The organism is Escherichia sp. KTE96, assembly GCF_000408525.1.
Taxonomy (GTDB): domain Bacteria; phylum Pseudomonadota; class Gammaproteobacteria; order Enterobacterales; family Enterobacteriaceae; genus Escherichia; species Escherichia marmotae.
In genome coordinates this window covers 101,584-126,878 of the sequence record NZ_KE137149.1, presented here as the reverse complement: position 1 = coordinate 126,878, position 25,295 = coordinate 101,584, and the positions used below count along the sequence as shown (strand labels likewise).

The 25,295-nt window shown below is 45.0% G+C and carries 25 protein-coding genes; 18 read left to right on the top strand and 7 right to left on the bottom strand.

Translation table 11 applies throughout. The features are described 5' to 3' along the window. The first annotated feature begins 97 nt into the window (after positions 1-97). From rfaQ to A1WG_RS13680, 10 genes are all read left to right on the top strand, one after another. A complete protein-coding gene (gene rfaQ, locus A1WG_RS13635) occupies positions 98-1,168 on the top strand; it encodes a lipopolysaccharide core heptosyltransferase RfaQ (protein WP_001517455.1) in 1,071 nt (356 codons plus the stop codon). Then, positions 1,165-2,289 (top strand): lipopolysaccharide glucosyltransferase I, encoded by a 1,125-nt coding sequence (rfaG, locus tag A1WG_RS13640; protein WP_001517456.1) that lies wholly within the window; start codon positions 1,165-1,167, stop codon positions 2,287-2,289. Before rfaQ ends, rfaG begins: the two co-directional genes overlap by 4 nt. Then, positions 2,282-3,079: a lipopolysaccharide core heptose(I) kinase RfaP gene (rfaP, locus tag A1WG_RS13645; RefSeq protein ID WP_001517457.1), complete on the top strand. Its 798-nt coding sequence runs from the start codon at positions 2,282-2,284 to the stop codon at positions 3,077-3,079. Before rfaG ends, rfaP begins: the two co-directional genes overlap by 8 nt. A 31-nt stretch (positions 3,080-3,110) precedes the next feature. Beyond that, positions 3,111-4,091 (top strand): glycosyltransferase family 8 protein, encoded by a 981-nt coding sequence (locus A1WG_RS13650; RefSeq protein ID WP_024191927.1) that lies wholly within the window; start codon positions 3,111-3,113, stop codon positions 4,089-4,091. 19 nt (positions 4,092-4,110) lie between these two features. After that, complete coding sequence (gene waaB / locus A1WG_RS13655; protein ID WP_016242553.1) at positions 4,111-5,190, top strand: lipopolysaccharide 1,6-galactosyltransferase; 1,080 nt, start codon at positions 4,111-4,113, stop codon at positions 5,188-5,190. Further along, entirely contained in the window at positions 5,190-6,209 is a 1,020-nt protein-coding gene (gene waaO, locus A1WG_RS13660; protein ID WP_001517460.1) for a lipopolysaccharide 3-alpha-galactosyltransferase, read from the top strand. The genes waaB and waaO overlap by 1 nt, the downstream gene beginning before the upstream one ends. Before the next feature lie 39 nt (positions 6,210-6,248). Further along, complete coding sequence (gene rfaJ, locus A1WG_RS13665) at positions 6,249-7,265, top strand: lipopolysaccharide 1,2-glucosyltransferase RfaJ (RefSeq protein WP_000376837.1); 1,017 nt, start codon at positions 6,249-6,251, stop codon at positions 7,263-7,265. A 17-nt stretch (positions 7,266-7,282) separates the two neighbouring features. Then, entirely contained in the window at positions 7,283-7,981 is a 699-nt protein-coding gene (gene rfaY / locus A1WG_RS13670; protein WP_000615163.1) for a lipopolysaccharide core heptose(II) kinase RfaY, read from the top strand. A 74-nt stretch (positions 7,982-8,055) separates the two neighbouring features. Then, a complete protein-coding gene (gene waaZ, locus A1WG_RS13675) occupies positions 8,056-8,907 on the top strand; it encodes a 3-deoxy-D-manno-oct-2-ulosonate III transferase WaaZ (RefSeq protein WP_000790282.1) in 852 nt (283 codons plus the stop codon). 32 nt (positions 8,908-8,939) lie between these two features. Continuing rightward, positions 8,940-10,013, top strand: a complete 1,074-nt coding sequence (locus A1WG_RS13680; protein ID WP_001236429.1) for a glycosyltransferase family 9 protein — start codon at positions 8,940-8,942, stop codon at positions 10,011-10,013. A 25-nt stretch (positions 10,014-10,038) separates the two neighbouring features. On the opposite strand, the gene A1WG_RS13685 is transcribed toward A1WG_RS13680, so the two are convergent. From A1WG_RS13685 to rfaD, 4 genes are read right to left on the bottom strand one after another with little or no spacing between them, the layout of a single operon-like run. Next, the gene (locus A1WG_RS13685) at positions 10,039-11,304 is read right to left on the bottom strand and encodes an O-antigen ligase family protein (RefSeq protein ID WP_001517462.1); all 1,266 of its coding nucleotides are present in this window, start codon (positions 11,302-11,304) and stop codon (positions 10,039-10,041) included. Positions 11,305-11,313: 9 nt separating this feature from the next. Further along, a complete protein-coding gene (rfaC, locus tag A1WG_RS13690) occupies positions 11,314-12,273 on the bottom strand; it encodes a lipopolysaccharide heptosyltransferase RfaC (protein WP_001264628.1) in 960 nt (319 codons plus the stop codon). Positions 12,274-12,276: 3 nt separating this feature from the next. Next, positions 12,277-13,323 (bottom strand): ADP-heptose--LPS heptosyltransferase RfaF, encoded by a 1,047-nt coding sequence (rfaF, locus tag A1WG_RS13695; RefSeq protein ID WP_000699256.1) that lies wholly within the window; start codon positions 13,321-13,323, stop codon positions 12,277-12,279. 9 nt (positions 13,324-13,332) lie between these two features. After that, positions 13,333-14,265: an ADP-glyceromanno-heptose 6-epimerase gene (gene rfaD / locus A1WG_RS13700; protein WP_000587764.1), complete on the bottom strand. Its 933-nt coding sequence runs from the start codon at positions 14,263-14,265 to the stop codon at positions 13,333-13,335. Between the two features lie 213 nt (positions 14,266-14,478). On the opposite strand from rfaD, the gene kbl reads away from it, so the two are divergent. The 3 genes from kbl to waaH all read left to right on the top strand — a co-directional run bounded on the left by kbl (position 14,479) and on the right by waaH (position 17,983). Further along, positions 14,479-15,675 (top strand): glycine C-acetyltransferase, encoded by a 1,197-nt coding sequence (gene kbl / locus A1WG_RS13705; RefSeq protein WP_001213851.1) that lies wholly within the window; start codon positions 14,479-14,481, stop codon positions 15,673-15,675. Positions 15,676-15,684: 9 nt separating this feature from the next. Next, the gene (tdh, locus tag A1WG_RS13710) at positions 15,685-16,710 is read left to right on the top strand and encodes an L-threonine 3-dehydrogenase (protein ID WP_001517463.1); all 1,026 of its coding nucleotides are present in this window, start codon (positions 15,685-15,687) and stop codon (positions 16,708-16,710) included. 238 nt (positions 16,711-16,948) lie between these two features. Then, positions 16,949-17,983 (top strand): UDP-glucuronate:LPS(HepIII) glycosyltransferase, encoded by a 1,035-nt coding sequence (gene waaH / locus A1WG_RS13715; protein ID WP_000982071.1) that lies wholly within the window; start codon positions 16,949-16,951, stop codon positions 17,981-17,983. On the opposite strand, the gene A1WG_RS13720 is transcribed toward waaH, so the two are convergent. The 3 genes from A1WG_RS13720 to gpmM are packed head-to-tail and all read right to left on the bottom strand — an operon-like array spanning position 17,970 to position 21,770. After that, positions 17,970-18,929 (bottom strand): divergent polysaccharide deacetylase family protein, encoded by a 960-nt coding sequence (locus A1WG_RS13720; protein WP_000483843.1) that lies wholly within the window; start codon positions 18,927-18,929, stop codon positions 17,970-17,972. The genes waaH and A1WG_RS13720 overlap by 14 nt on opposite strands. A 3-nt stretch (positions 18,930-18,932) precedes the next feature. Beyond that, entirely contained in the window at positions 18,933-20,192 is a 1,260-nt protein-coding gene (gene envC, locus A1WG_RS13725) for a murein hydrolase activator EnvC (protein ID WP_001517464.1), read from the bottom strand. 33 nt (positions 20,193-20,225) lie between these two features. After that, positions 20,226-21,770: a 2,3-bisphosphoglycerate-independent phosphoglycerate mutase gene (gpmM, locus tag A1WG_RS13730; protein WP_001517465.1), complete on the bottom strand. Its 1,545-nt coding sequence runs from the start codon at positions 21,768-21,770 to the stop codon at positions 20,226-20,228. 244 nt (positions 21,771-22,014) lie between these two features. Between gpmM and A1WG_RS13735 the strand changes: the two genes are divergently transcribed. From A1WG_RS13735 to cysE, 5 genes are all read left to right on the top strand, one after another. Continuing rightward, a complete protein-coding gene (locus A1WG_RS13735) occupies positions 22,015-22,446 on the top strand; it encodes a rhodanese-like domain-containing protein (protein ID WP_001517466.1) in 432 nt (143 codons plus the stop codon). Positions 22,447-22,585: 139 nt separating this feature from the next. Next, on the top strand, positions 22,586-22,837 hold the full coding sequence (gene grxC / locus A1WG_RS13740; RefSeq protein WP_000024387.1) for a glutaredoxin 3: 252 nt from the start codon (positions 22,586-22,588) through the stop codon (positions 22,835-22,837). Positions 22,838-22,899: 62 nt separating this feature from the next. Continuing rightward, positions 22,900-23,367 (top strand): protein-export chaperone SecB, encoded by a 468-nt coding sequence (secB, locus tag A1WG_RS13745; RefSeq protein ID WP_000003377.1) that lies wholly within the window; start codon positions 22,900-22,902, stop codon positions 23,365-23,367. Then, positions 23,367-24,386, top strand: a complete 1,020-nt coding sequence (gene gpsA / locus A1WG_RS13750) for an NAD(P)H-dependent glycerol-3-phosphate dehydrogenase (protein ID WP_001517467.1) — start codon at positions 23,367-23,369, stop codon at positions 24,384-24,386. The genes secB and gpsA overlap by 1 nt, the downstream gene beginning before the upstream one ends. A 79-nt stretch (positions 24,387-24,465) precedes the next feature. After that, entirely contained in the window at positions 24,466-25,287 is an 822-nt protein-coding gene (gene cysE, locus A1WG_RS13755; protein ID WP_001277564.1) for a serine O-acetyltransferase, read from the top strand. Positions 25,288-25,295: the final 8 nt, after the last annotated feature.

Sequence of the window (25,295 nt, the reverse complement as noted above, 5' to 3'; positions counted from 1 at the left end):
AGTACGTTATCAGTATTCAGGTAGCTGTTGAGCCTGGGGCGGTAGCGTGCTTTTTTTCTGCTTAACTTAACCAGACAATCACACAAAAGAGTCGCTAGTGGAAAAGCCATTTCGAAAAATCCTGGTCATAAAGATGCGATATCATGGAGATATGTTATTAACCACTCCTGTCATCAGTACGCTCAAGCAGAATTATCCTGATGCAAAAATCGATATGCTGCTTTATCAGGACACCATCCCTATTTTGTCTGAAAACCCGGAAATTAATGCGCTCTACGGTATAAGCAATAAAAGTGCAGGAACATTCGATAAAATTAAAAATGTGCTTTCATTGATAAAAACTCTGCGTGCGAATAATTACGACCTGGTCATTAATCTTACGGATCAGTGGATGGTGGCACTGTTGGTACGTTGTTTACCCGCACAGGTGAAAATATCGCAACTTTATGGTCATCGGCAGCATAGCATCTGGAAAAAAAGCTTTACACACTTAGCGCCAATACACGGCACACATATTGTTGAGCGTAATTTATCGGTCCTTGAGCCATTAGGTATTACCGATTTCTACACTGATACAACAATGAGTTACGCCGAAGATTGCTGGAAGAAGATGCGCCAGGAATTAGATGCTCTGGGCGTGAAAGAGCATTATGTTGTTATCCAGCCGACTGCTCGTCAGATATTTAAGTGCTGGGATAACGATAAATTTTCTAAGGTTATCGATGCGTTGCAACAGCGAGGGTATCAGGTTGTGCTGACCTGCGGGCCTTCGGCAGATGATCTCGCCTGTATCGATGAAATAGTGCAAGGCTGCCAAACAAAACCTGTCGCTGGCCTTGCGGGTAAAACACGGTTTACTGAACTGGGTGCTTTAATTGATCATGCCGTACTCTTTATTGGTGTGGATTCTGCACCAGGACATATTGCAGCGGCAGTGAAAACGCCAATAATTAGTTTATTTGGTGCAACTGATCACATATTCTGGCGTCCCTGGACTGAGAATATTATTCAATTCTGGGCGGGGAATTATCAGCAAATGCCGAGCCGACATGAACTTGACCGCAATAAAAAATATCTTTCTGTTATCCCCGCGGAAGATGTTATCGCCGCTACGGAAAAGCTGCTGCCAGAAGATGCCCCTTCAGTTGACAGGAATGCACAATTATGATCGTGGCGTTTTGTTTATATAAATATTTTCCTTTTGGTGGGCTTCAACGTGATTTTATGCGTATTGCATCAACCGTTGCCGCACGAGGCCACCATGTTCGGGTCTATACGCAGTCGTGGGAAGGCGAGTGCCCAAAAACATTTGAGCTTATTCATGTGCCAGTTAAGTCCCATACCAACCATGGACGCAATGCAGAATATTATGCCTGGGTACAAAATCATCTCAAAGCGCATCCCGCTGATCGCGTTGTTGGGTTTAATAAGATGCCTGGGTTGGATGTTTATTTTGCCGCTGATGTTTGTTACGCCGAGAAAGTTGCGCAAGAAAAAGGTTTTTTATATCGTCTAACATCACGTTATCGTCATTATGCCGCATTTGAGCGAGCGACTTTCGAGCATGGTAAATCGACGAAACTCATGATGCTGACTGATAAGCAAATCACCGATTTCCAGAAGCATTATCAAACTGAACCTGAACGTTTTAAAATTCTTCCCCCCGGCATCTATCCGGACAGAAAATACAGCGCGCAAATCCCAAATAGCCGTGAAATTTATCGCCAGAAAAATGGCATAAAAGAGCAACAAAACTTATTGCTACAAGTTGGATCAGATTTTGTTCGTAAAGGTGTGGATCGCTCAATTGAAGCTTTGGCAGCGTTACCGGAATCATTACGCCACAATACGCTTTTGTTTGTTGTTGGCCAGGATAAACCGCGAAAATTCGAAGTGCTGGCAGAAAAACTCGGCGTGCGGAGCAACGTGCATTTCTTTTCCGGTCGCAATGATGTGTCAGAATTAATGGCTGCAGCCGATTTATTATTGCATCCCGCTTATCAGGAAGCTGCTGGTATCGTTCTCCTTGAAGCGATCACTGCTGGATTACCTGTTTTGACAACAGCGGTATGCGGTTACGCGCATTATATTGCCGATGCCAATTGTGGAACGGTTATCGCTGAACCTTTCTCCCAGGAACAATTAAATGAAGTTTTACGTAAAGCATTAACACAATCTTCATTGCGAATGGCCTGGGCGGAGAATGCTCGCCATTATGCCGATACTCAGGATTTGTATAGCTTGCCAGAGAAAGCCGCGGATATCATTACAGGTGGTTTAGATGGTTGAATTAAAAGAGCCGCTTGTCACACTTTGGCGTGGTAAAGATGCTTTTGCCGAAGTTAAGGAACTGAATGGCGAGGTCTTCCGCGAACTGGAGACACGTCGCACATTACGCTTTGAACTGTCCGGGAAAAGCTATTTTCTTAAATGGCACAAGGGGACAACATTAAAAGAGATTATAAAAAATCTGCTCTCATTGCGGATGCCCGTTTTGGGTGCAGACAGAGAGTGGCATGCTATTCATCGCCTGAGTGATGTCGGTGTTGATACGATGAATGGCATTGGGTTTGGTGAAAAAGGTTTAAATCCATTAACCCGTACATCATTTATTATTACCGAAGATCTCACTCCCACGATTAGCCTTGAAGATTATTGTGCAGATTGGGCAGTCAACCCACCTGATGTGCGTATTAAACGTATGTTGATCACGCGAGTGGCAACCATGGTGCGTAAAATGCACGCAGCAGGGATAAATCACCGTGACTGTTACATTTGCCACTTTTTGCTTCATTTGCCATTTACTGGCCGGGAAGATGAATTAAAAATTTCGGTTATCGATCTACATCGGGCGCAGATACGCTCAAAAGTACCGCGCCGTTGGCGCGATAAAGACTTGATTGGCTTATATTTCTCATCAATGAATATTGGTCTGACGCAGAGAGATATATGGCGATTTATGAAGGTTTATTTTGGAATGCCTTTACACGAAGTTCTATTGCGGGAAGTTAACTTAATTAAAGAAGCAGGAATTAAGGCGCAAAAAATAAAAGAAAGAACAATAAGGAAAAAGCTTTAAATGTTCATTTCTTATAATAAGGGCTTAAAAATTGTTAAATATTAGGAACTTCGTCGCTAAGAAACAAAATTTATTTCAACACGAAATACCGAATGTTAAACATTTGCATATAGCATTATGCTTTGACCGTGGATTCATAATGCCAGCGGGTGTTGCATTATATTCAATCATTTCAAATAATAGTGATATTAATCTTCACTTTCACCTTCTTGTTTCAGGAATAAGTGAAAATGAATTCTCCGTATTTTCCGAACTAGAGGGACCGAATACGTCAATATCAGTATATCATGTGACAGATGAATTTGATATTAATCCGGACACCTTAATCCTGGGCATCCCTTTATCAACGTGTTTGCGTTTTTTAATCCCAGAGGTTATTGATGATAAAATAACAAATATACTTTATCTTGATTGTGATATCATATGTAATAGCTCTTTATATGAGCTCGTTGATTACGATTTAAATGATTATATAGCATGCGTCATCCCTGACTCACCAGATATGCAAGACCGTGTGAAACAGTTAGACTATGGCATTGAATTTATCAATTATTTTAATGCCGGAGTTATGCTTATTAATACCAGCGCATGGAAAAACGAGAACATAACACAAAAAGCGTTGGAGATGATCAACAATGGGAAAGTATATAGGTATGCAGACCAGGATGTGCTAAATATTTTACTTAATGGGCGATTATATTATCTCGATAAAAAATATAATAAAAAGACAACATTATCAGTAAGATGTGATGAAGAACAAAAAAATTTACCCAACACAATTATAATGCATTATGTTACTCAGAATAAACCATGGTATAAAATATTTAGGGCACAAAACTTTGAACGTTATTTTTATAATTCACCGTGGAGACATCATAAAAGGATGTTATCACCATCATCAAGTGATATTAGGTTAAAAGCTAAAGTTTATTGGTCCGAAGGGAAATATGGCAAAGCCATTTCTTATTATTATCATTATCTGTTCGCTAAATTATTCAACGTGAAAATTTAGATGGAAAACTAATATAATTATGAAAATAGCATTTATCGGCGAAGCGGTTTCTGGATTTGGTGGCATGGAAACGGTTATCCGCGATGTCATTAATACCTTCAGGCAACAACACATCCAAAGTGAAATGTTTTTCTTTTGTCGCAATGACAAAATGGATAAGGGATGGTTGGAAGGTATTGAATACTCGTGTTCATTTTCCAATATTCGGTTAGGTTTTTTGCGTCGAACGAAACATATTCATGCTTTAAGCAAATGGCTTCAGAATTATCAGCCAGATGTTGTTATTTGTATTGACGTTATCTCGTGTTTGTATGCGGCCAAAGCACGTAAAAAATCAGGAATTGATGTGCCAGTATTTTCATGGCCACATTTTTCTTTAGATCACAAAAAACATGCTGAATATGTCACCTGTGCCGACTATTATTTAGCAATCAGCTCTGGCATTAAACAGCAAATGATTAATCGGGGTGTACCAGAATCGACGATAAATGTTATTTTTAATCCAGTCGAAGCTAAAGACACAGTCATTCCTGCGCCTGAGGAAGGCGAAACGGCAACGTTCATTTATGTTGGGCGTATGAAATTCGAGGGCCAGAAGCGGGTTAAAGACCTCCTTGATGGCTTATCACAAGCTCAAGGTGACTGGAAACTCCATGTACTGGGTGATGGCTCCGATTTTGAAAAATGCCAGGCTTATAGTAGAGAATTAAATATTGATGATCGAATTGTCTGGTATGGTTGGCAACAACATCCTTGGGAATTAGTCCAGCAAGATATTAAAAAAGTGAGTGCGTTATTACTCACGTCATCTTTTGAAGGTTTCCCAATGACTTTACTTGAAGCTTTATCATGGGGAATTCCTTGTATCAGTGCCGATTGTGTCTCCGGACCTGCTGACATTATTCAATCTGATGTTAATGGTCATCTGTATCAACCGGGAGATATTACTGGTTTTGTAACTCTTCTGAATAAATATATAGCAGGTGAAATTCATATCGAACATGGAAAAATTCCTTCATCGATAGATAAGTTTTATAAACCGAAGTATTACGACAGATTACATAAGATAATTATTTCTGCTATTTCCCGGAGGAAATAATGCAGCAGGTGTTTTTCCAGGAAACTGAGTTTCTTAATTCAGTTATTGATTATAATCATAAAGTAGAAACAGAAAATCTTTGTCTGGACATCGCTTATGGAACTGACAAAAATTTTCTTTTTGGTTGCGGAATATCGATTGCTTCTATATTAAAATATAATGAAGGAAGTCGATTGTGTTTCCATATTTTTACTGATTGTTTTGGTGATGATGATCGTAAGTATTTTGATGCCCTGGCGTTACAGTATAAAACCAGAATTAAAATATATCTGATTAATGGTGATCGACTTCGATCATTGCCAAGTACCAAGAACTGGACTTATGCAATATATTTTCGATTTATTATTGCGGATTACTTTATTAATAAGGTGCCTAAAGTCCTTTATCTGGATGCAGATATCATTTGCCAGGGGGCTATTGAGCCACTAATCAATTTCTCGTTTCCAGACTATAAAGTCGCAATGGTTGTTACGGAAGGCCAGGCTGACTGGTGGGAAAAACGCGCACATTCGTTAGGTGTTGCGGGGATTGCTAAAGGTTACTTTAACTCCGGTTTTTTATTTATCAATACAGAACAATGGGCAGTCGAGCAGGTTTCAGCGCGAGCCATTGCAATGTTAAATGAACCAGAAATAATCAAAAAAATAACACATCCTGATCAGGATGTATTAAATATGCTGCTGGCTGACAAACTTATTTTTGCTGATATTAAATATAACACCCAGTTTAGCTTAAATTATCAACTCAAAGAAAGTTTTAAAAACCCAGTAAACGAAAATACTATTTTTATCCATTATATCGGTCCAACCAAGCCCTGGCATGACTGGGCCTGGGATTATCCTGTATCACAAGCCTTTATGGAGGCAAAAAATGCTTCGCCATGGAAGAAGACGGCGTTGCTGAAACCTAACAATAGCAATCAATTAAGGTATAGCGCAAAACATATGCTTAAAAAGCATAGATATCTAAAAGGATTTAGCAATTATCTTTTGTATTTTATTAAAAAGATAATGCATTAAAACTGGGAAACTATAAAATAATGATATAAGGGTAGCATTGTGGACTCATTTCCTGCCATAGAGATAGATAAAGTTAAAGCCTGGGATTTTCGGCTAGCTGATATAAATACTTCTGAATGTTTAAATGTTGCCTATGGTGTCGATGCTAATTATCTTGATGGTGTAGGTGTTTCTATCACATCAATTGTTCTAAATAATCGACATATTAATCTTGATTTTTATATTATTGCTGATATTTACAATGATGACTTTTTTCAAAAAGTCGCAAAACTTGCAGAACAATACCAATTAAGAATCACGTTATATAGAATTAATACTGATAAGCTTCAGTGCTTGCCTTGTACACAGGTCTGGTCAAGAGCAATGTACTTTCGTTTATTTGCATTTCAATTGTTGGGTTTAACGCTTGATCGTTTGCTTTATCTTGATGCGGATGTTGTTTGTAAAGGTGATATTAGCCCGCTATTGCATCTGGATTTAAACGGAGCGGTGGCTGCTGTTGTTAAAGATGTTGAGCCAATGCAGGAAAAGGCAGTATCAAGGTTGTCTGATCCTGAACTACTGGGGCAGTACTTTAATTCTGGTGTCGTTTATTTAGACTTAAAAAAATGGGTTGACGCAAAACTAACAGAAAAAGCGTTGTCTATTCTTATGAGCAAAGATAATATTTATAAATATCCTGACCAGGATGTTATGAATGTCTTACTGAAGGGAATGACAATATTTTTACCTCGTGAGTACAATACAATTTATACAATAAAAAGTGAATTAAAAGATAAAACACATCAAAACTATAAAAAGTTGATTACAGAAAGTACTCTTCTTATTCATTATACAGGTGCTACTAAACCGTGGCACAAATGGGCAATATATCCATCGGTGAAATACTATAAAATAGCGTTAGAAAATTCCCCCTGGAAAGATGACTCTCCGCGAGATGCAAAATCAATTATTGAATTTAAAAAAAGATATAAACATCTGTTAGTGCAACATCATTATATCTCAGGAATCATAGCAGGAGTCTGTTATCTTTGCCGAAAATATTACCGTAAATAACATTTAACTGGTTTATCATGATTCAGAAGAACAAGATCAAAGACTTAGTTGTTTTTACCGATGAAAGCAATTCAAAGTATCTCAATGTATTAAATGACTTCTTGTCTTATAATATAAATATCATCAAAGTTTTTCGTTCTATTGATGATACGAAAGTCATGCTTATTGATACCGATTACGGTAAATTAATACTTAAGGTCTTTTCCCCGAAAGTTAAGCGTAACGAACGTTTCTTTAAGTCGCTGTTAAAAGGTGATTATTACGAACGCCTTTTTGAGCAAACCCAAAAAGTACGAAATGAAGGGTTAAATACCCTCAATGATTTTTATTTGTTGGCTGAGCGAAAAACCTTACGATTCGTCCATACTTATATCATGATTATCGAGTATATTGATGGTGTAGAGTTGTGTGATATACCCGATATTGATGATGTACTAAAAAATAAAATTCAGCAATCAATTAATTCATTGCATCAACATGGTATGGTTTCTGGTGATCCCCATCGTGGTAACTTCATTATAAAAAATGGTGAGGTTAGAATTATTGATCTTTCAGGAAAACGTGCTTCAGCACAGCGTAAAGCGAAAGATCGTATTGATTTAGAGCGTCATTACGGTATTAAAAATGAGATTAAAGATCTAGGTTATTATCTTTTAGTATATCGTAAAAAAATGCGCAATTTTATGCGGCGTTTGAAAGGGAAACCAGCACGCTAAAATAGAAATATCCAACAATTACGTGTCTTCACCAGGACAGTTTTAAGCGGAGTTATTTATTTCACAGGTTTATCATGAAGAATATTAGATACATTGACAAAAAAGATGTTGAAAACCTGATAGAAAATAAGACATCTGATGATGTTATTATTTTTCTGTCTGGTCCCACATCGCAAAAGACGCCTTTGTCGATATTACGGGCAAAGGATATTATTGCTGTCAATGGTTCAGCGCAATATCTGTTAAGTCATAATATTGTTCCCTTTATATATGTACTTACAGATGTTCGCTTTTTACATCAGCGTCGTGATGATTTTTATAAATTTAGCCAGAGAAGTCGTTATACCATAGTAAACATTGACGTTTATGAACACGCTTCCGAAGAAGATAAACTTTATATCCTCCAGAACTGCCTTGTATTACGGTCTTTTTACCGCCGGGAAAAAGGTGGTTTTATAAAGAAGATCAAATTTAATATTTTGAGTCAGATTCACAAAGAACTGCTGATCTCTGTACCTTGGTCTAAAAGAGGTCGTCTGGTCGGATTTTGCAAGGACATCAGTCTTGGTTATTGCTCATGTCATACTATTGCCTTTGCTGCAATTCAAATAGCATATTCACTGAAGTATGCACGGATTATTTGTTCTGGTCTGGATTTAACTGGTAGCTGCTCGAGATTCTATGATGAAAATAATAATCCCATGCCCTCGGAATTGAGTAGGGATTTATTCAAAATATTACCATTCTTCCGTTTTATGCGTGATAATGTAGAAGATATTAATATTTATAATTTATCTGATGATACAGCTATTTCTTACGATGTAATTCCATTCATTAAACTTCAAGAAATCAGTACCGAAGAATCAAAAGATGAGACAAGAATAAAAATACAATATGAAGTCTCAACTGATTCTTATGCTAATTAAACATCATGAAACTAAAATAATATGGTATAAAAATGCGCCTAGGAACTTTTCATAAAAAGAAAAGATTTTATATAAACAAAATCAAGATTAATTTCCTTTCTTTTATATTTCGTAGGGAAATTAATAATCAAGTTACAGAACCTGCGCAAGTTAAATCATGTCTTATAATTCATGATAATAATAAACTCGGTGATCTAATTGTATTAAGTTCGATTTATCGTGAACTTTACAGTAAAGGGGTTAAAATAACCATTCTCACAAATAGAAAGGGTGGGGAGTTTCTCTCTAATAATAAAAATATATTTGATTTCTGTATTAAAGAATCAACTGGCTTCCTTAAAATGCTTAGTCTATGTAAGCATCTGCGGGATTTACAGTTCGATATTGTATTAGACCCCTTTGAAACTATGCCTTCATTTAAGCATAGTTTAATATTATCAAGTTTAAAAGATTCTTACATTTTGGGTTTTGATCAATGGTATAAGCGTTACTATTCATTTTACCATCCCCACGATGAATGTTTAAAAGAACACATGAGTACACGAGCAACAGAAATACTGAAGCATATTTATGGTGAGGGTGAATTTTCCACCGACTACGACTTGCATTTACCTGTAGATGTTGAAAATAAAATAAAAGATTTTATTGGAAATACAAAAATAGTCATCATTAACCCATTAGGTGCAAAAAAAATATGCCGACTTACTCCTGAACAAATAAAATTTATATATCAAGAAGTGAAGATATGGTTTAAAAATTATCGAGTGATATTTACCGGGTTACCGCAAGATTTATTGACAATACCAATATCTGAAATTGAAACACTACCTTTCAACGAATTTATTTATACTGTTGCGTTGACCAGGTATAGTGATTTTGTCATTTCTGTTGATACAGCTCTTGTTCATATCGCTGCGGCTTATCATAAACCAACGCTTGCATTTTATCCTAATTCACGTGCTCCGGAATATCCCTCACATTTAATTTGGGCTCCGAATAATCATCAATCTATACAAATAGTATCCCCAACATTTACGGTAAAAGATATCGATACTGAAACTTTAACTGATTCAGTAAAGAGATTAAGTTGTATAGATAAGAAGTGAGTTTTAACTCACTTCTTAAACTTGTCTATTCTTGATTAATAGTATTGTTGCGATTATTAATAACGAGTAAGAGAACTATGGCGGATATAACGATAATTGGAATGCTGCGTGCCCATATGATCACATCACTGAGTCCAACCCCCATAATGCCAAGCGTTAATATCAACAAACCCAATGCGCGTTTTTTATATGCTGTATAAAATAGTGAGAAATAGAAGAATATAGTGGAAAAAATTCCCATCATACCTTTCAGTGAAGCAGCTTCAATTATCTCATTATGCAGATGTACGTTAGAAAAATCCAATGCCCCTCTCAGTCTGCTGTGTTCTGCGACTAACAAATTCATACTTTCAGCGCGCGACTCTGCAGATCTAAATGAAAAAGGTGATTCTTTGAATATATCTAAACCAATTTCATACATTGCTAGTCTTGCACCTAAGGAAGTCACGCTATTAGCATTGGTGTAACTGTTTAAATCATTTAACGCTTCGTTATAACGATATTGAATTTGTTTATTAAATATAATTACAACACTAGCCAATATGGTAATTAGTAGAATGATAGCGGTGCTGAATTTTTTTGGTGATTTGTTATAATAAGCTATTAATGCAACAGTACAAATCACAGGGAAGAGCAGTAGGGTTGCTCTGGTTTGTGTTAGTGCCAGAACATAAAGCACCGCGCAACTATTTAATAAAAATAAAAAAGGATGATTTTTTTTAGTATAAAGAATTGCAACACCACTAACTATGCCTATTAACATAGTTGAATATGCCGCTCCTGTTGCCGTTCCTATACCAAAAGAAATGCGATCATGTTCATAAATGCTATTAATATAAAATGCATATGCGGCAATTATAAATGACAGAGAATACATAACATATAATGCAATTTCTTTTTTTTGTTTTAGTTTGCTGGTAAGGGCTAAAAAAACAATAAAAGAACCAAATAAAAATATTTTGGCAGTATTTAAGTAATTATGGTAAGTAGCACGAAATGGTGAGTTATCTACTTTAAATAAAGAATACCAAATTAAATCAAGCAATCCTATAAAAAATATAGAAAGGGGAAGAATAAGTTTTTTTATATTATAATTTCCTTGTCTACCACGTAAAATTAGTGATAATAAGCAAACTACAGCAGTGATATTATATATCTTTATGCTGAAAGTGTTATCGACGAATGCAATTATCAACGAAAAAAAACTTAATATATAAGTCATTATCTCTAAAATCGTAGATGATTTTAGAGCATAAGGTTTCCATGATTGGAGTTTAATGAAGGTTGGCATGTTTTACCTTTATAATGATGATAATTTTTCCAAAACTGCGTGACCGTTGAGATTAATTAAGCTTTTCCCCGGGGCCCTACAAACCACCTGATTCTTCCCATATCCGCCAATTAATCCCGGATCGGTCGGTCCATAAACAGTGATATTGGGTTTATCCAGAGCCGCAGTTAAATGGCTTAACCCCGTATCTACCGAAACCACGAATTTCGCCCCGGCCAGCACTCGGGCAACTCCTTCCAGACTCATCTTCGGCAATACGTCGACATAATCAAATCCCTCCGCCAGCCTTTTCGCCCGAGCTTCTTCATGCGGTGCGCCCCAAGGGAGTTTAATGCGGATCCCCGAATCTGCCAGCAAGCCGATTAATTCTCGCCAGTGCTCTTCCGGCCAGTGTTTATCATCACGGGTCGTGGCATGCAGAAATACAGCATATTCACCAGCATCCGGTAGTGGATTTGTCAGGAAATGCTGCGCAATAGCATAATCGCCCTGGGTTTGTGGTTTGCTATACCCCAGGCTTTTAGCGAACAACTCACGGGTTCGTTCTACGGCGTGCTGCTGTTTCGCAATATGGTGCTTGCGATTATAAAACAGGCTTGCCAGTGGTTCGCGAGCAGTTTGCCAGTCCATTCCATGCTTAACGCCATGCGCCAGACGTGTCACCAGCGCGGCACTTTTTACCAGTCCTTGCGCATCAATAATCGCGTCATAGTTTTCCGCCCGTAGCGCTTCACGAAACGCTTTCCGCTCTGCTTTAACAGGCGCTGAAAACCACGCTTTACGCCAGCGACGTATCGCTACCGGAATAACCCGCTCAACGGCGGCGTGCCAGGAAGGAATTTGTGCAAAACCTTCTTCCACCACCCAGTCAAACGTAATCCCCGGGATTGCCTGCTGTGCATCGGTGAGCGCGGGCAGCGTGTGGAGAACATCGCCCATCGACGATGTTTTGACGATCAGTACCCGCATCCGTCAGGCTTCCTCTTGTAACAACAGCGTGTTGAGTTCTTCCAGCACGAGTTGTGGCGTAATGTCGACCAGGCTCTGGTGATAACCCTCTGCGGCGTCACCTTTACGCACTTTGTGATAACCCGTAATCAGGCGGATCACCCGCGCTTTATGGGAAAGCGGCGGTGTGAAGTCCGGGCTGCTTGGGCCATACAGTGCAACCAGTGGGCGATTAAGCGCTGCCGCAACGTGCATCAGCCCTGAATCATTAGTGACAATGGCTTTACAAGCCGCAATCAGGATAACCGCTTGATCAAGCTGCGTTTCCCCTGCCAGATTACGACACCACGACTGCTGCTCGGTATTCAATGCCGCAAGGATCTCATTACCCGCTTCATGATCTTTAGCCGAGCCAAACAGAACCACCTGATAACCTTCATCAATGAGCTGTTTCGCCAGTTCCGCGTAGTGGTAGTGCGGCCAGCGTTTTGCCGGACCAAACTCTGCACCAGGGCAAAAGCCAATCATCGGGCGTTCTGATGAGAGGGAAAATTGATTACAGGTATACGATTTTTCACCTTCGCTCACCTGTAGCTGCGGCCATAGCAGTGGCTGCGGCAGATCTTGTGCTGTGCGCATAATGCCTTTGTCGTAGGCCAGCGCGACATAGCGTTCCACCATCAGTGGCCAGGCTTCTTTATCAAGTACGCGAACATCGTTGAGTAAACCATAGCGCATTTCACCCCGCCAGCCGGTGCGATGAGGAATACCTGCGAAGAAAGGCACTAATGCTGATTTAAAGGAGTTGGGTAAGACGTAGGCGCGGTCGTAACGTTTTTCGCGCAGGCTATGCCCCAGCTTGCGGCGTTCGCTAATCTCCAGCGCCCCATGACCGAGGGGCATGGGAATGGCTTCGTTGACTTCCGGCATCCGCGACAATAACGGACGGCACCAGGCAGGTGCCATCACGTCGATTATCGCCTGGGGATAGCGCGCCTGGAGCGTACGATAGAGACTTTGCGACATCATCATGTCGCCAACCCAAGACGGGCCGATCACCAGTATTTTCATTCAAAGCTCTTATGCGTCGCGATTCAACCAGGCCATATATTCCGTTACGCCTTCGGCAACGGTTTTGAATGGTTTGTCATAACCCGCAGCACGCAGGTTAGTGAGATCTGCCTGGGTGAATGCCTGATAACGGCCTTTCAGTTTATCCGGGAACGGAATGTATTCGATCTGGCCTTTCTTGTGATAAGCCAGCGTCGCATCCGCCACGGCCTGGAAAGATTCTGCACGACCGGTGCCGAGGTTAAAGATGCCGGAAACGCCATTTTCCAGGAACCACAGGTTCACATCAGCCACGTCGCCCACGTAGACGAAGTCGCGTTTAAAGTTTTCGCTACCTTCGAACAGTTTCGGTGATTCACCGTTGTTAAGCTGAGTGTTGAGATGGAAAGCGACGCTCGCCATGCTGCCTTTATGGCCTTCACGCGGCCCATAAACGTTGAAGTAACGGAAACCGACAATCTGCGAGTTCGCTTCTGGCAGGATTTGACGAACATATTCATCAAACAGGAATTTTGAGTAACCGTAGACGTTCAGTGGTTTTTCGTATTCGCGGGATTCGATAAAGTCGGAGGTGCGTCCGCCATAGGTGGCTGCGGAAGATGCATACAGGAATGGGATTTCGCGTTCCAGACAGTAGTGCAGCAGCTCTTTGGAGTATTGATAGTTGTTATCCATCATATACTTGCCATCCCACTCGGTGGTGGAAGAGCACGCGCCTTCATGGAAAATCGCTTCGACATCACCGAACTCTTCGCCAGCCATAATCTGGATCAGGAAGTCTTCCTTATCCATATAGTCTGCGATATTCAGATCCACCAGGTTCACAAACTTGGTGCCGTCTTTCAGGTTGTCCACCACCAGAATATCGGTGATGCCTTTATCATTCAGGGCCTTAACGATGTTGCTGCCGATAAAGCCCGCGCCGCCGGTAACGATGATCATAACTGTAACCTTCGAATTATGGAGTCAGAGACAATCTCAGACACGAATACTTCTATCATATCACTACACGGCGTTGGCTTCAGCCATTCACCGAAAGTGAGAATGATGGGCGTTATTTATTCTAAATTTTACAGAAGTGTTAACGCGTCATCTCGTCGCGACCTGTAAGTTTGGGTAATATGTGCGGGAATTTGTCCTGTCTGGAGAGTCGCAATGCGTGGAGAATTTTATCAGCAGTTAACTAACGACCTGGAAACCGCAAGGGCGGAAGGGTTGTTTAAAGAAGAGCGCATTATCACGTCTGCGCAACAAGCGGACATCACTGTGGCTGATGGAAGCCACGTCATTAACTTTTGTGCCAATAACTATCTCGGGTTGGCGAACCATCCTGAGCTGATTGCGGCGGCAAAGGCGGGAATGGATTCTCACGGTTTCGGGATGGCTTCAGTACGTTTTATTTGCGGTACTCAGGATAGCCATAAAGAGCTTGAGCAGAAACTGGCAGCATTCCTGGGTATGGAAGATGCGATTCTCTACTCATCCTGTTTTGACGCCAACGGTGGCCTGTTTGAAACGCTGCTGGGCGCAGAAGACGCCATTATCTCTGACGCGCTGAATCACGCTTCGATCATTGACGGTGTGCGTCTGTGCAAAGCCAAACGCTATCGCTACGCCAATAACGATATGCAGGAGCTGGAAGCGCGGCTGAAAGAAGCGCGTGAATCCGGGGCGCGCCATGTGTTAATCGCCACCGATGGTGTGTTCTCTATGGATGGCGTAATTGCCAACCTGAAAGGAGTTTGCGATCTCGCGGATAAATACGACGCTTTGGTGATGGTCGATGACTCTCATGCTGTCGGTTTTGTCGGTGAAAACGGCCGCGGTTCTCATGAATACTGCGACGTGATGGGCCGTGTCGATATCATCACCGGCACGCTGGGTAAAGCGCTGGGCGGTGCTTCCGGCGGTTACACCGCGGCGCGCAAAGAAGTGGTTGAGTGGCTGCGCCAGCGTTCTCGTCCGTACTTATTCTCCAACTCGCTGGCACCGGCCATTGTCGCCGCTTCCATTAAAGTGCTGGAGATGGTCGAAGCGGGCAGTGAACTGCGTGACCGCCTGTGGGCGAACGCGCGTCAGTTCCGTGAGCAGATGTCAGCCGCTGGCTTTACCCTGGCGGGTGCCGATCACGCCATTATTCCGGTCATGCTTGGTGATGCTGTAGTGGCACAGAAATTTGCTCGTGAGCTGCAAAAAGAGGGCATTTACGTTACCGGTTTCTTCTATCCGGTCGTACCGAAAGGTCAGGCACGTATTCGTACCCAGATGTCTGCGGCGCATACTCCTGAGCAAATTACGCGTGCGGTCGAAGCGTTCACGCGTATTGGTAAACAACTGGGCGTTATCGCCTGAGGATGTGAGATGAAAGCGTTATCCAAACTGAAAGCGGAAGAGGGCATCTGGATGACCGACGTTCCTGAACCTGAACTCGGACATAACGACCTGCTGATTAAAATCCGTAAAACAGCCATCTGCGGGACTGACGTTCACATCTACAACTGGGATGAGTGGTCGCAAAAAACCATTCCGGTGCCAATGGTCGTAGGCCATGAATATGTTGGTGAAGTGGTTGGTATTGGCCAGGAAGTGAAAGGCTTCAAAATTGGCGATCGCGTTTCCGGTGAAGGCCATATTACTTGCGGTCATTGCCGTAATTGCCGTGGTGGTCGTACTCATCTGTGCCGCAACACGATCGGCGTCGGCGTTAATCGTCCGGGTTGCTTCGCTGAATATCTGGTGATCCCGGCATTCAACGCCTTCAAAATTCCCGACAATATCTCCGACGACTTAGCTGCGATTTTCGATCCGTTCGGTAATGCGGTACACACGGCGCTGTCGTTCGATCTGGTTGGCGAGGATGTGCTGGTTTCTGGTGCGGGGCCAATTGGTATTATGGCGGCGGCGGTAGCAAAACACGTCGGCGCACGCAACGTGGTGATCACCGACGTTAACGAATACCGTCTGGAGTTGGCGCGCAAAATGGGCATCACTCGCGCGGTTAACGTTGCCAAAGAAAACCTCAATGATGTAATGGCAGAACTCGGCATGACCGAAGGGTTTGATGTTGGTCTGGAGATGTCCGGTGCGCCAGCGGCGTTCCGCACCATGCTGGACACCATGAATCACGGCGGTCGTATTGCGATGCTGGGTATCCCGCCGTCTGACATGTCTATCGACTGGACAAAAGTGATCTTTAAGGGCTTGTTCATTAAAGGCATTTACGGCCGTGAGATGTTCGAAACCTGGTATAAAATGGCGACGCTGATTCAGTCTGGTCTGGATCTCTCGCCAATCATTACCCATCGTTTCTCCATCGATGATTTCCAGAAAGGCTTTGACGCCATGCGTTCTGGCCAGTCCGGGAAAGTTATCCTGAGCTGGGATTAACACAAAAAAGGGCTGGCATTCCAGCCCTTTTTCCTGAGGATAATCCGTTAAATATGTAAAATCTTGTCAGTACAATAAAGAATAAGTAATTGCGCTGTTCTCTTATATAGCTGTTCTCATTATCTCTCTAACCTGAAGTTACTCTCTCACCCGTAAAAATAATATCTCACCGGCTTAATAGTTTCTTAATGCAAAGCCTGTACAAAGGAACGGTAATTTCAGAGGTCGTCGGTAACTTATGATGAACAGCACCAATAAACTTAGTGTTATTATCCCGTTATATAATGCGGGCGATGATTTTCGCACGTGTATGGAATCTTTAATTGCGCAAACCTGGACTGCTCTGGAAATTATTATTATTAACGATGGTTCAACGGATAATTCTGTTGAAATAGCAAAGCATTACGCGGAAAACTATCCGCACGTTCGCTTGTTGCATCAGGCGAATGCTGGCGCATCGGTAGCGCGTAATCGTGGGATTGAGGCGGCGACGGGCAAATATGTCGCTTTTGTCGATGCAGATGATGAAGTCTATCCCTCTATGTACGAAACGCTGATGACAATGGCGTTAGAGGATGATCTCGACGTGGCGCAGTGCAATGCTGACTGGTGTTTTCGTGATACCGGGGAAACCTGGCAATCTATTCCCACCGATCGCCTTCGCTCAACCGGCGTGTTAACTGGCCCGGACTGGCTGCGGATGGGGCTTTCTTCCCGCCGCTGGACTCACGTTGTCTGGATGGGCGTTTATCGCCGCGATGTTATTGTAAAAAATAACATTAAATTTATTGCCGGATTACATCATCAGGATATTGTCTGGACAACAGAATTTATGTTTAACGCGCTGCGCGCGCGATATACCGAGCAACCATTATATAAATATTATCTGCATAATTCGTCAGTGAGTCGTCTGAATAGACAAGGGAATAAAAACCTTAATTATCAACGCCACTATATTAAAATCACGCGTCTGCTGGAAAAATTAAATCGCCAGTACGCCGACAAAATTACGATTTATCCGGAATTTCATCAGCAAATAACGTATGAAGCATTGCGCGTTTGCCATGCGGTACGTAAAGAGCCGGATATTATTACCCGCCAGCAGATGATTGCCGAGATATTTACTTCCGGCATGTATAAGCGCCTGATTACTAATGTGCGCAGCGTGAAGGTGGGTTATCAGGCGTTGCTGTGGTCTTTCCGCTTATGGCAATGGCGCGACAAAACACGGTCGCACCATCGCATTACGCGTAGCGCCTTTAATTTGCGCTAGCGTTAAGTTTTGCCGCTTCGGGCTGTTTGCCCCAGCCTTGCCACTGATGCTGGAAGTAAACGATCAGTGTGCTCTGGCTGATGCTTTCGCTTAATACTTCAAAGAAGCGATTAGCATAAACCGGTTCCAGCGGTTTCTTCGGTTTACACAGTTTCACACCACGGAACGGATTACGTGGCGCGTTGGGCACGGTGTTTTTCGGCGGAGTCGATGTATCGACCTGCGGTTCATTCAGCAAGCTGCTGGCTTTCACCAGCGTAATGTCTGGCGGCAGGTTATAAACCATCTGCTGCAGCACACGTACCGTTGAAGGGTGAGGATGACCAATGGCGATCGTCGAACCGTTGCGACGCGCCAGTTCAATTGCGCGATTAAACTGCACACGAATATCCGCTTCGTTTTGCGAATCGTCGAGGAATACCTTCCGTTTAATAACTTTCACGCCAGTACCTTGCGCGGCGCGCATCGCCTGGGTATTGCCGATGGTTACGCTGTCGAGGAAGTAAAGATTGTAACGTGCCAGCGCCTGCATCACTTTCTGCATACCAAACAGGTTCGAGGTCATCTTGCTGCCCATGTGGTTGTTGATCCCCACAGCATAGGGCACGTTATTGACGGCACTGCGAATGATGCGCTCAATTTCGTCGCTACTCATTTCCGGGCGCAACGTATTTTTTTCCAGCGGCTGTTTACTCAATGGTGCCATCGGCAGATGAATCAACACTTCGTGACCGCTGTTATGCGCTTTGGTCGCCATCTCTCTGGCGTGCGGCGAGTCGGGTAGCACGGCGACGGAGATAGCGGATGGCATCGCCAGCACCTGGTTTTCGTTGTGCGGGCGATAGCCAAAATCATCAATAACGATGGCAAGTTTGCCAGCAAGTACGGGGGAGGAAAGCGCCAACAGAGCGGCAAATGCAAGAACGTTACGACGAAATGGAAACAAAACTTATCTTCCCAACCACGGCTGTGGATTGACCGCCTGACCCTGGCGGCGAATTTCGAAATAGAGTGAAGGCCGACCCTGACCGCCACTGCTGCCCACTAGTGCAATTGGCTGACCCGCGCGAACCTGCGAGCCAACGCTCACCAGTGCGCTCTGATTATAGCCGTAAAGACTCATATCGCCTTTACCGTGCTCAACCACCACCACCAGACCGTAGCCTTGCAGCCAGTCAGCCAGAATTACTCGACCGTCGGCAATCGCTTTAACTTCAGTGCCTTCAGAAGCACCAATAACCATCCCTTTCCAGCGCAGCTCGCCCTGTAGCTGTTCGCCATAGCGATGCAGTGTTGGCCCACGAACAGGCCAGAATGCCTGACCACGCGGTGCACCTAAACCACCGGTACGGGACATCAGCGATTTTTCGCTTTCGGTTGGTTTGTAGGTGGTGCCTTTGCGCGTCGCTTCTTTCTGCCTGTCGCGCACTGCCTGGGCTTCGCGCGCTTCACGTTCAGCACGTGCTTTCGCTGCCGCTTCTGCACGAGCAATGCTATTGCGCAGACGAGATTCGTTGGCGCGCAGCTCGCTTAACTGTTGCTGACCTTGTTGAATGGAAGACTCCAGCCCTGCCAGTGTCTTCTTACGCTCATTCAGCGCCTGGGTCAGCTTCGCCTGTTGGGCGCGCTGTTCATATAACAGTGTTTGTTGTTCGCTCTGTTTCTCTTCCAGTTCAGCACGCTGCATGGCAACTTCTGCGCGCGTCTGCTTCAGCTCAGCGATGGTTTCTTGTCGCGCCTGGTTGAGGTAACCGAAGTAAGCCTGCAAACGCTGGCCGCGCTGGCTTTCTTCACCGCTAAGAATGAGCTGAATACCGGTATGCTCACCCTGACGAAACGCGGCATCCAGTTGCGCGGCGAGGCTGCGTTCCTGAGCGGCTTTTTGCTGCTCCAGCTTAGCAATTGACGCGTTCATCTCATCAATCTGTTTATTCAGTTGATTGAGCGTGTTTTGCGTTTCGCGCAGCTTACGGGTGGCTTCAGAGATCGCCTCTTCCTGCTTTTTCAATTGTGCGAGCAGGCTTGCGCGTTGTTGCTGTTGTTGGCGTACCGCGCGCTCTTTCGCGGCGATATCGGCCTGAATAGACTTGAGTTGGTCGCGGTCATCCGCCTGGGCGGAAAAAGTGCACAACAATACGCCAGCGCTAAGAACGCTGGCGTAAATGATGGGCCTGACTGCAAACCTGCGCGGTTTCGTGGCCCGTGTCATGGTATTAATCGCCTTTCCCCTCATGGGGAGGGATTATTCCACGATGAACAGCGGCTTACCAGTCATCTCTTGCGGGATTTCCATACCCATTAAAGAGAGCATGGTCGGCGCGATGTCAGAAAGTTTGCCACCTTCAACCGCTTTCACGTTCTTATCGCCAACGTAAATCAGCGGAACAGGCAGGTTGGTGTGCGCCGTGTGCGCCTGACCGGTAGCCGGATCGCGCATCTGTTCAGCGTTACCGTGGTCAGCGGTGATCAGCAGTTGACCGCCAACAGATTCAACGGCTTTCGCCACTTCATCCACGCAGTGATCCAGCGCTTCTACCGCTTTAACTGCCGCTTCCATCACCCCGGTGTGACCTACCATGTCGCCGTTCGGGTAGTTACAGATGATGGTGTCGTATTTGCCGCTCTTGATTGCCGCAACCAGTTTTTCGGTCAGTTCTGCGGAGCTCATTTCCGGTTGCAGGTCGTAGGTAGCGACTTTCGGTGAGTTGATCAGAATGCGATCTTCGCCTTTGAACGACTCTTCTACGCCGCCGTTAAAGAAGAAGGTGACGTGGGCATATTTTTCGGTTTCGGAAATACGCAACTGAGTTTTGTCATTTTTCGCCATCCACTCACCGAAGGTGTTAACCAGAGAGGCTGGTGGGTAAGCCACTGAGGTTTTGATGTCGGCGGCGTATTCGGTCAGCATCACGAAATCAACGTTAACCACTTTCTTACGGGCGAAACCGTCGAAATCAGCGTTAACGAACGCGCGGGTGATTTCACGGGCACGGTCAGCACGGAAGTTCATGAAAATCAGTGCGTCGCCGTCTTCCATTGCTGCATCTGGCTGGCCTTCGGCACGGATGACAGTCGCTTTCACGAATTCATCGTTTTCGTCACGAGCATAAGCGGCCTGCAAACCGGCAACGGCGGTATCAGCCTGGAATTCGCCCTGCGCCAGAGTCAGCAGGTCATAAGCTTTTTCAACGCGATCCCAACGGTTGTCGCGGTCCATCGCGTAGTAACGACCAATAATGGACGCTACGCGGCCTTTACCCAGTGCGGCAAATTTCTCTTCGAATTTTTTCAGAGAAGCTTCAGCGCTGCGCGGTGGGGTGTCGCGACCGTCGAGGAATGCGTGCAGATAGATTTTTTCTGCGCCACGTTCAGCGGCCAGTTCTACCATTGCCATGATGTGATCTTCGTGGCTGTGTACGCCGCCAGCGGAGAGCAGACCCATAATGTGTACAGCTTTGCCCGCGTTTTTCGCTTTATCTACCGCGCCAGTCAGCACCGGGTTAGCGAAGAACGCGCGATCTTTGATTTCAACGTCCAGACGAGTCAGGTCCTGGTACACGATGCGGCCGGCACCCAGGTTAACGTGACCTACTTCGGAGTTACCCATCTGACGGTCAGGCAGACCGACTTCCAGACCGGAAGCGTCGATCAGGGTATGCGGACGATTGGCCCACAGTGCATCCATTACCGGGGTTTTTGCACTAAAAATGGCGTTATCCTGCTGTTCTTCGCGATAGCCATAGCCATCCAGAATCACCAGTACCATAGGTTTTTTAGAAACCGACATTGCGACAACCTCATACTCAAGAGTCAAAATTTGCGTAATTTTACTACAGCTGAATCGATAAAATAGCCTCTGAAGATCAAATTATGACTCCGCACAGTGAAAGCCGGGGGCTGATTTGCGATTTTTTTTCGTAGCGCCCCGCAAAATTGCATTCCAGTGCACGCGCTGGCTGTATTTGCCGCAACGCGCAGGTATACTCCTTTCCTGGTTTTTTTAATCACTACGTCGGGAGTTGTTACCCCCCATGCAAGAAATTATGCAATTTGTCGGCCGCCATCCCATGCTGAGTATCGCCTGGATCGCGTTACTGGTGGCGGTCCTGGTTACTACGTTCAAAAGCCTGACCTCGAAAGTGAAGGTGATTACACGTGGTGAAGCGACGCGTCTGATCAACAAAGAAGACGCTGTGGTTGTGGATTTACGCCAACGTGATGACTTCCGTAAAGGCCATATCGCTGGCTCTATCAATTTGTTGCCGACCGAAATCAAAGCCAACAATGTTGGTGAGCTTGATAAGCACAAAGACAAACCGGTTATCGTGGTTGACGGTTCTGGCATGCAGTGCCAGGAGCCAGCAAACGCGCTGACGAAAGCTGGGTTTGCGCAAGTATTTGTGCTGAAAGAAGGCGTAGCTGGCTGGGCTGGCGAGAACTTGCCTCTGGTGCGCGGCAAATAATTTACCTGTCGTTTTTTATGCCGCTGATAGTTAGCTGCAATTATGCCCCCAGTGACTTATTGATATAAGCTTCTGGGGATATTCTATTTTGTCGCTACCCTGCAACATAAAACAACAGGTAAAAAACAGGAGCTAAATTATGGCCAATGTTGAAATTTATACCAAAGAAACCTGCCCTTATTGCCATCGTGCGAAAGCATTGCTGAGCAGCAAGGGCGTGAATTTCCAGGAACTGCCGATTGATGGCAACGCCGCTAAGCGTGAAGAGATGATCAAACGCAGTGGCCGCACCACGGTTCCGCAGATTTTTATTGACGCACAGCACATTGGCGGCTGTGACGACTTGTATGCATTGGATGCACGTGGTGGACTGGATCCTCTGCTGAAATAACGTGTGAACGTTGGCATTACATTGCGCAGTATTTAAGGACAACACTTAAGGGTTTTCTACACATGTCAGAACAAAACAACACCGAAATGACTTTCCAGATCCAGCGTATTTATACCAAGGATATTTCTTTCGAAGCGCCGAACGCGCCGCACGTTTTCCAGAAAGATTGGCAGCCAGAAGTTAAACTTGATCTGGATACGGCATCTTCCCAACTGGCAGATGACGTTTACGAAGTGGTACTGCGTGTTACCGTAACGGCATCCCTGGGCGAAGAAACCGCGTTTCTGTGCGAAGTTCAGCAGGGCGGTATTTTCTCCATCGCGGGTATCGAAGGCACCCAGATGGCACATTGCCTGGGCGCATACTGCCCGAACATTCTGTTCCCGTATGCTCGTGAATGCATCACCAGCATGGTATCCCGCGGTACATTCCCGCAACTGAACCTTGCGCCGGTTAACTTCGATGCTCTGTTCATGAACTATTTACAGCAGCAGGCTGGCGAAGGTACTGAAGAACATCAGGATGCCTGATGAACCAACGTAATGCTTCAATGACTGTGATCGGTGCCGGCTCGTACGGCACCGCTCTTGCCATCACCCTGGCAAGAAATGGCCACGAGGTTGTCCTCTGGGGCCATGACCCTGAACATATCGCGACGCTTGAACGCGACCGTTGTAACGCCGCGTTTCTCCCCGATGTGCCTTTTCCCGATACGCTCCACCTTGAAAGTGATCTCGCCACTGCGCTGGCAGCCAGCCGTAATATTCTCGTCGTCGTACCCAGCCATGTCTTTGGTGAAGTACTGCGGCAGATTAAACCGTTGATGCGTCCTGACGCGCGCCTGGTATGGGCAACCAAAGGGCTGGAAGCGGAAACCGGGCGTCTGTTACAGGACGTGGCGCGCGAAGCGTTAGGCGATCAAATTCCGCTGGCGGTTATCTCTGGCCCCACTTTCGCGAAAGAGCTGGCAGCAGGTTTACCAACGGCTATTTCGCTGGCCTCTACCGACCAGGATTTTGCTGACGATCTCCAGCAACTGCTGCACTGCGGCAAAAGTTTCCGTGTCTACAGCAACCCGGATTTCATTGGCGTGCAACTTGGCGGCGCGGTGAAAAACGTCATTGCGATTGGTGCGGGGATGTCTGACGGTATCGGTTTTGGGGCGAATGCGCGAACGGCGCTGATTACCCGTGGCCTGGCTGAAATGTCGCGTCTGGGCACGGCGTTGGGTGCCGAGCCTGCCACCTTTATGGGCATGGCAGGCCTGGGTGATCTGGTGCTTACCTGTACCGACAACCAGTCGCGTAACCGCCGCTTTGGCATGATGCTCGGTCAGGGCATGGATGTACAAAGTGCGCAGGAGAAGATTGGTCAGGTGGTGGAAGGTTACCGCAATACGAAAGAGGTTCGCGAACTGGCGCATCGCTTCGGCGTTGAAATGCCAATAACCGAGGAAATTTATCAAGTATTATATTGCGGAAAAAACGCGCGCGAGGCAGCATTGACACTATTAGGTCGTGCACGCAAGGACGAGCGCAGCAGCCACTAAACCCAGGGAACCTTTGTTACCGCTATGACCCGGCTCGCGCAGAACGGGCCGGTCATTACCTCATCGTGTGGAGTAAGCAATGTCGTGTGAAGAACTGGAAATTGTCTGGAACAATATTAAAGCTGAAGCCAGAACGCTGGCGGACTGTGAGCCAATGCTGGCCAGTTTTTACCACGCAACGCTACTCAAGCACGAAAACCTGGGGAGTGCATTGAGCTATATGCTGGCGAACAAGCTGTCATCGCCCATTATGCCTGCCATTGCTATTCGCGAAGTGGTTGAAGAAGCTTATGCCGCCGACCCGGAAATGATCGCTTCTGCGGCCTGCGATATCCAGGCGGTGCGTACTCGCGACCCGGCAGTAGATAAATACTCAACGCCATTGTTATATCTGAAAGGTTTTCATGCCTTGCAGGCGTATCGCATTGGTCACTGGTTGTGGAATCAGGGCCGCCGTGCACTGGCAATTTTCTTGCAAAACCAGGTATCTGTGACGTTCCAGGTCGATATCCATCCGGCGGCAAAAATTGGTCGCGGTATCATGCTCGACCACGCGACGGGCATCGTCGTTGGTGAAACGGCGGTAATTGAAAATGACGTGTCGATTCTGCAATCCGTGACGCTCGGTGGTACAGGTAAAACCAGCGGCGATCGTCACCCGAAAATTCGTGAAGGCGTGATGATTGGCGCTGGTGCGAAAATTCTCGGCAACATTGAAGTTGGTCGTGGCGCGAAGATTGGCGCAGGTTCCGTGGTGCTGCAACCAGTGCCGCCGCATACCACTGCCGCTGGCGTTCCGGCGCGTATCGTCGGTAAACCAGACAGCGATAAACCGTCAATGGATATGGATCAGCATTTCAACGGCATTCACCATACGTTTGAGTATGGCGATGGGATCTGATGTCCTGT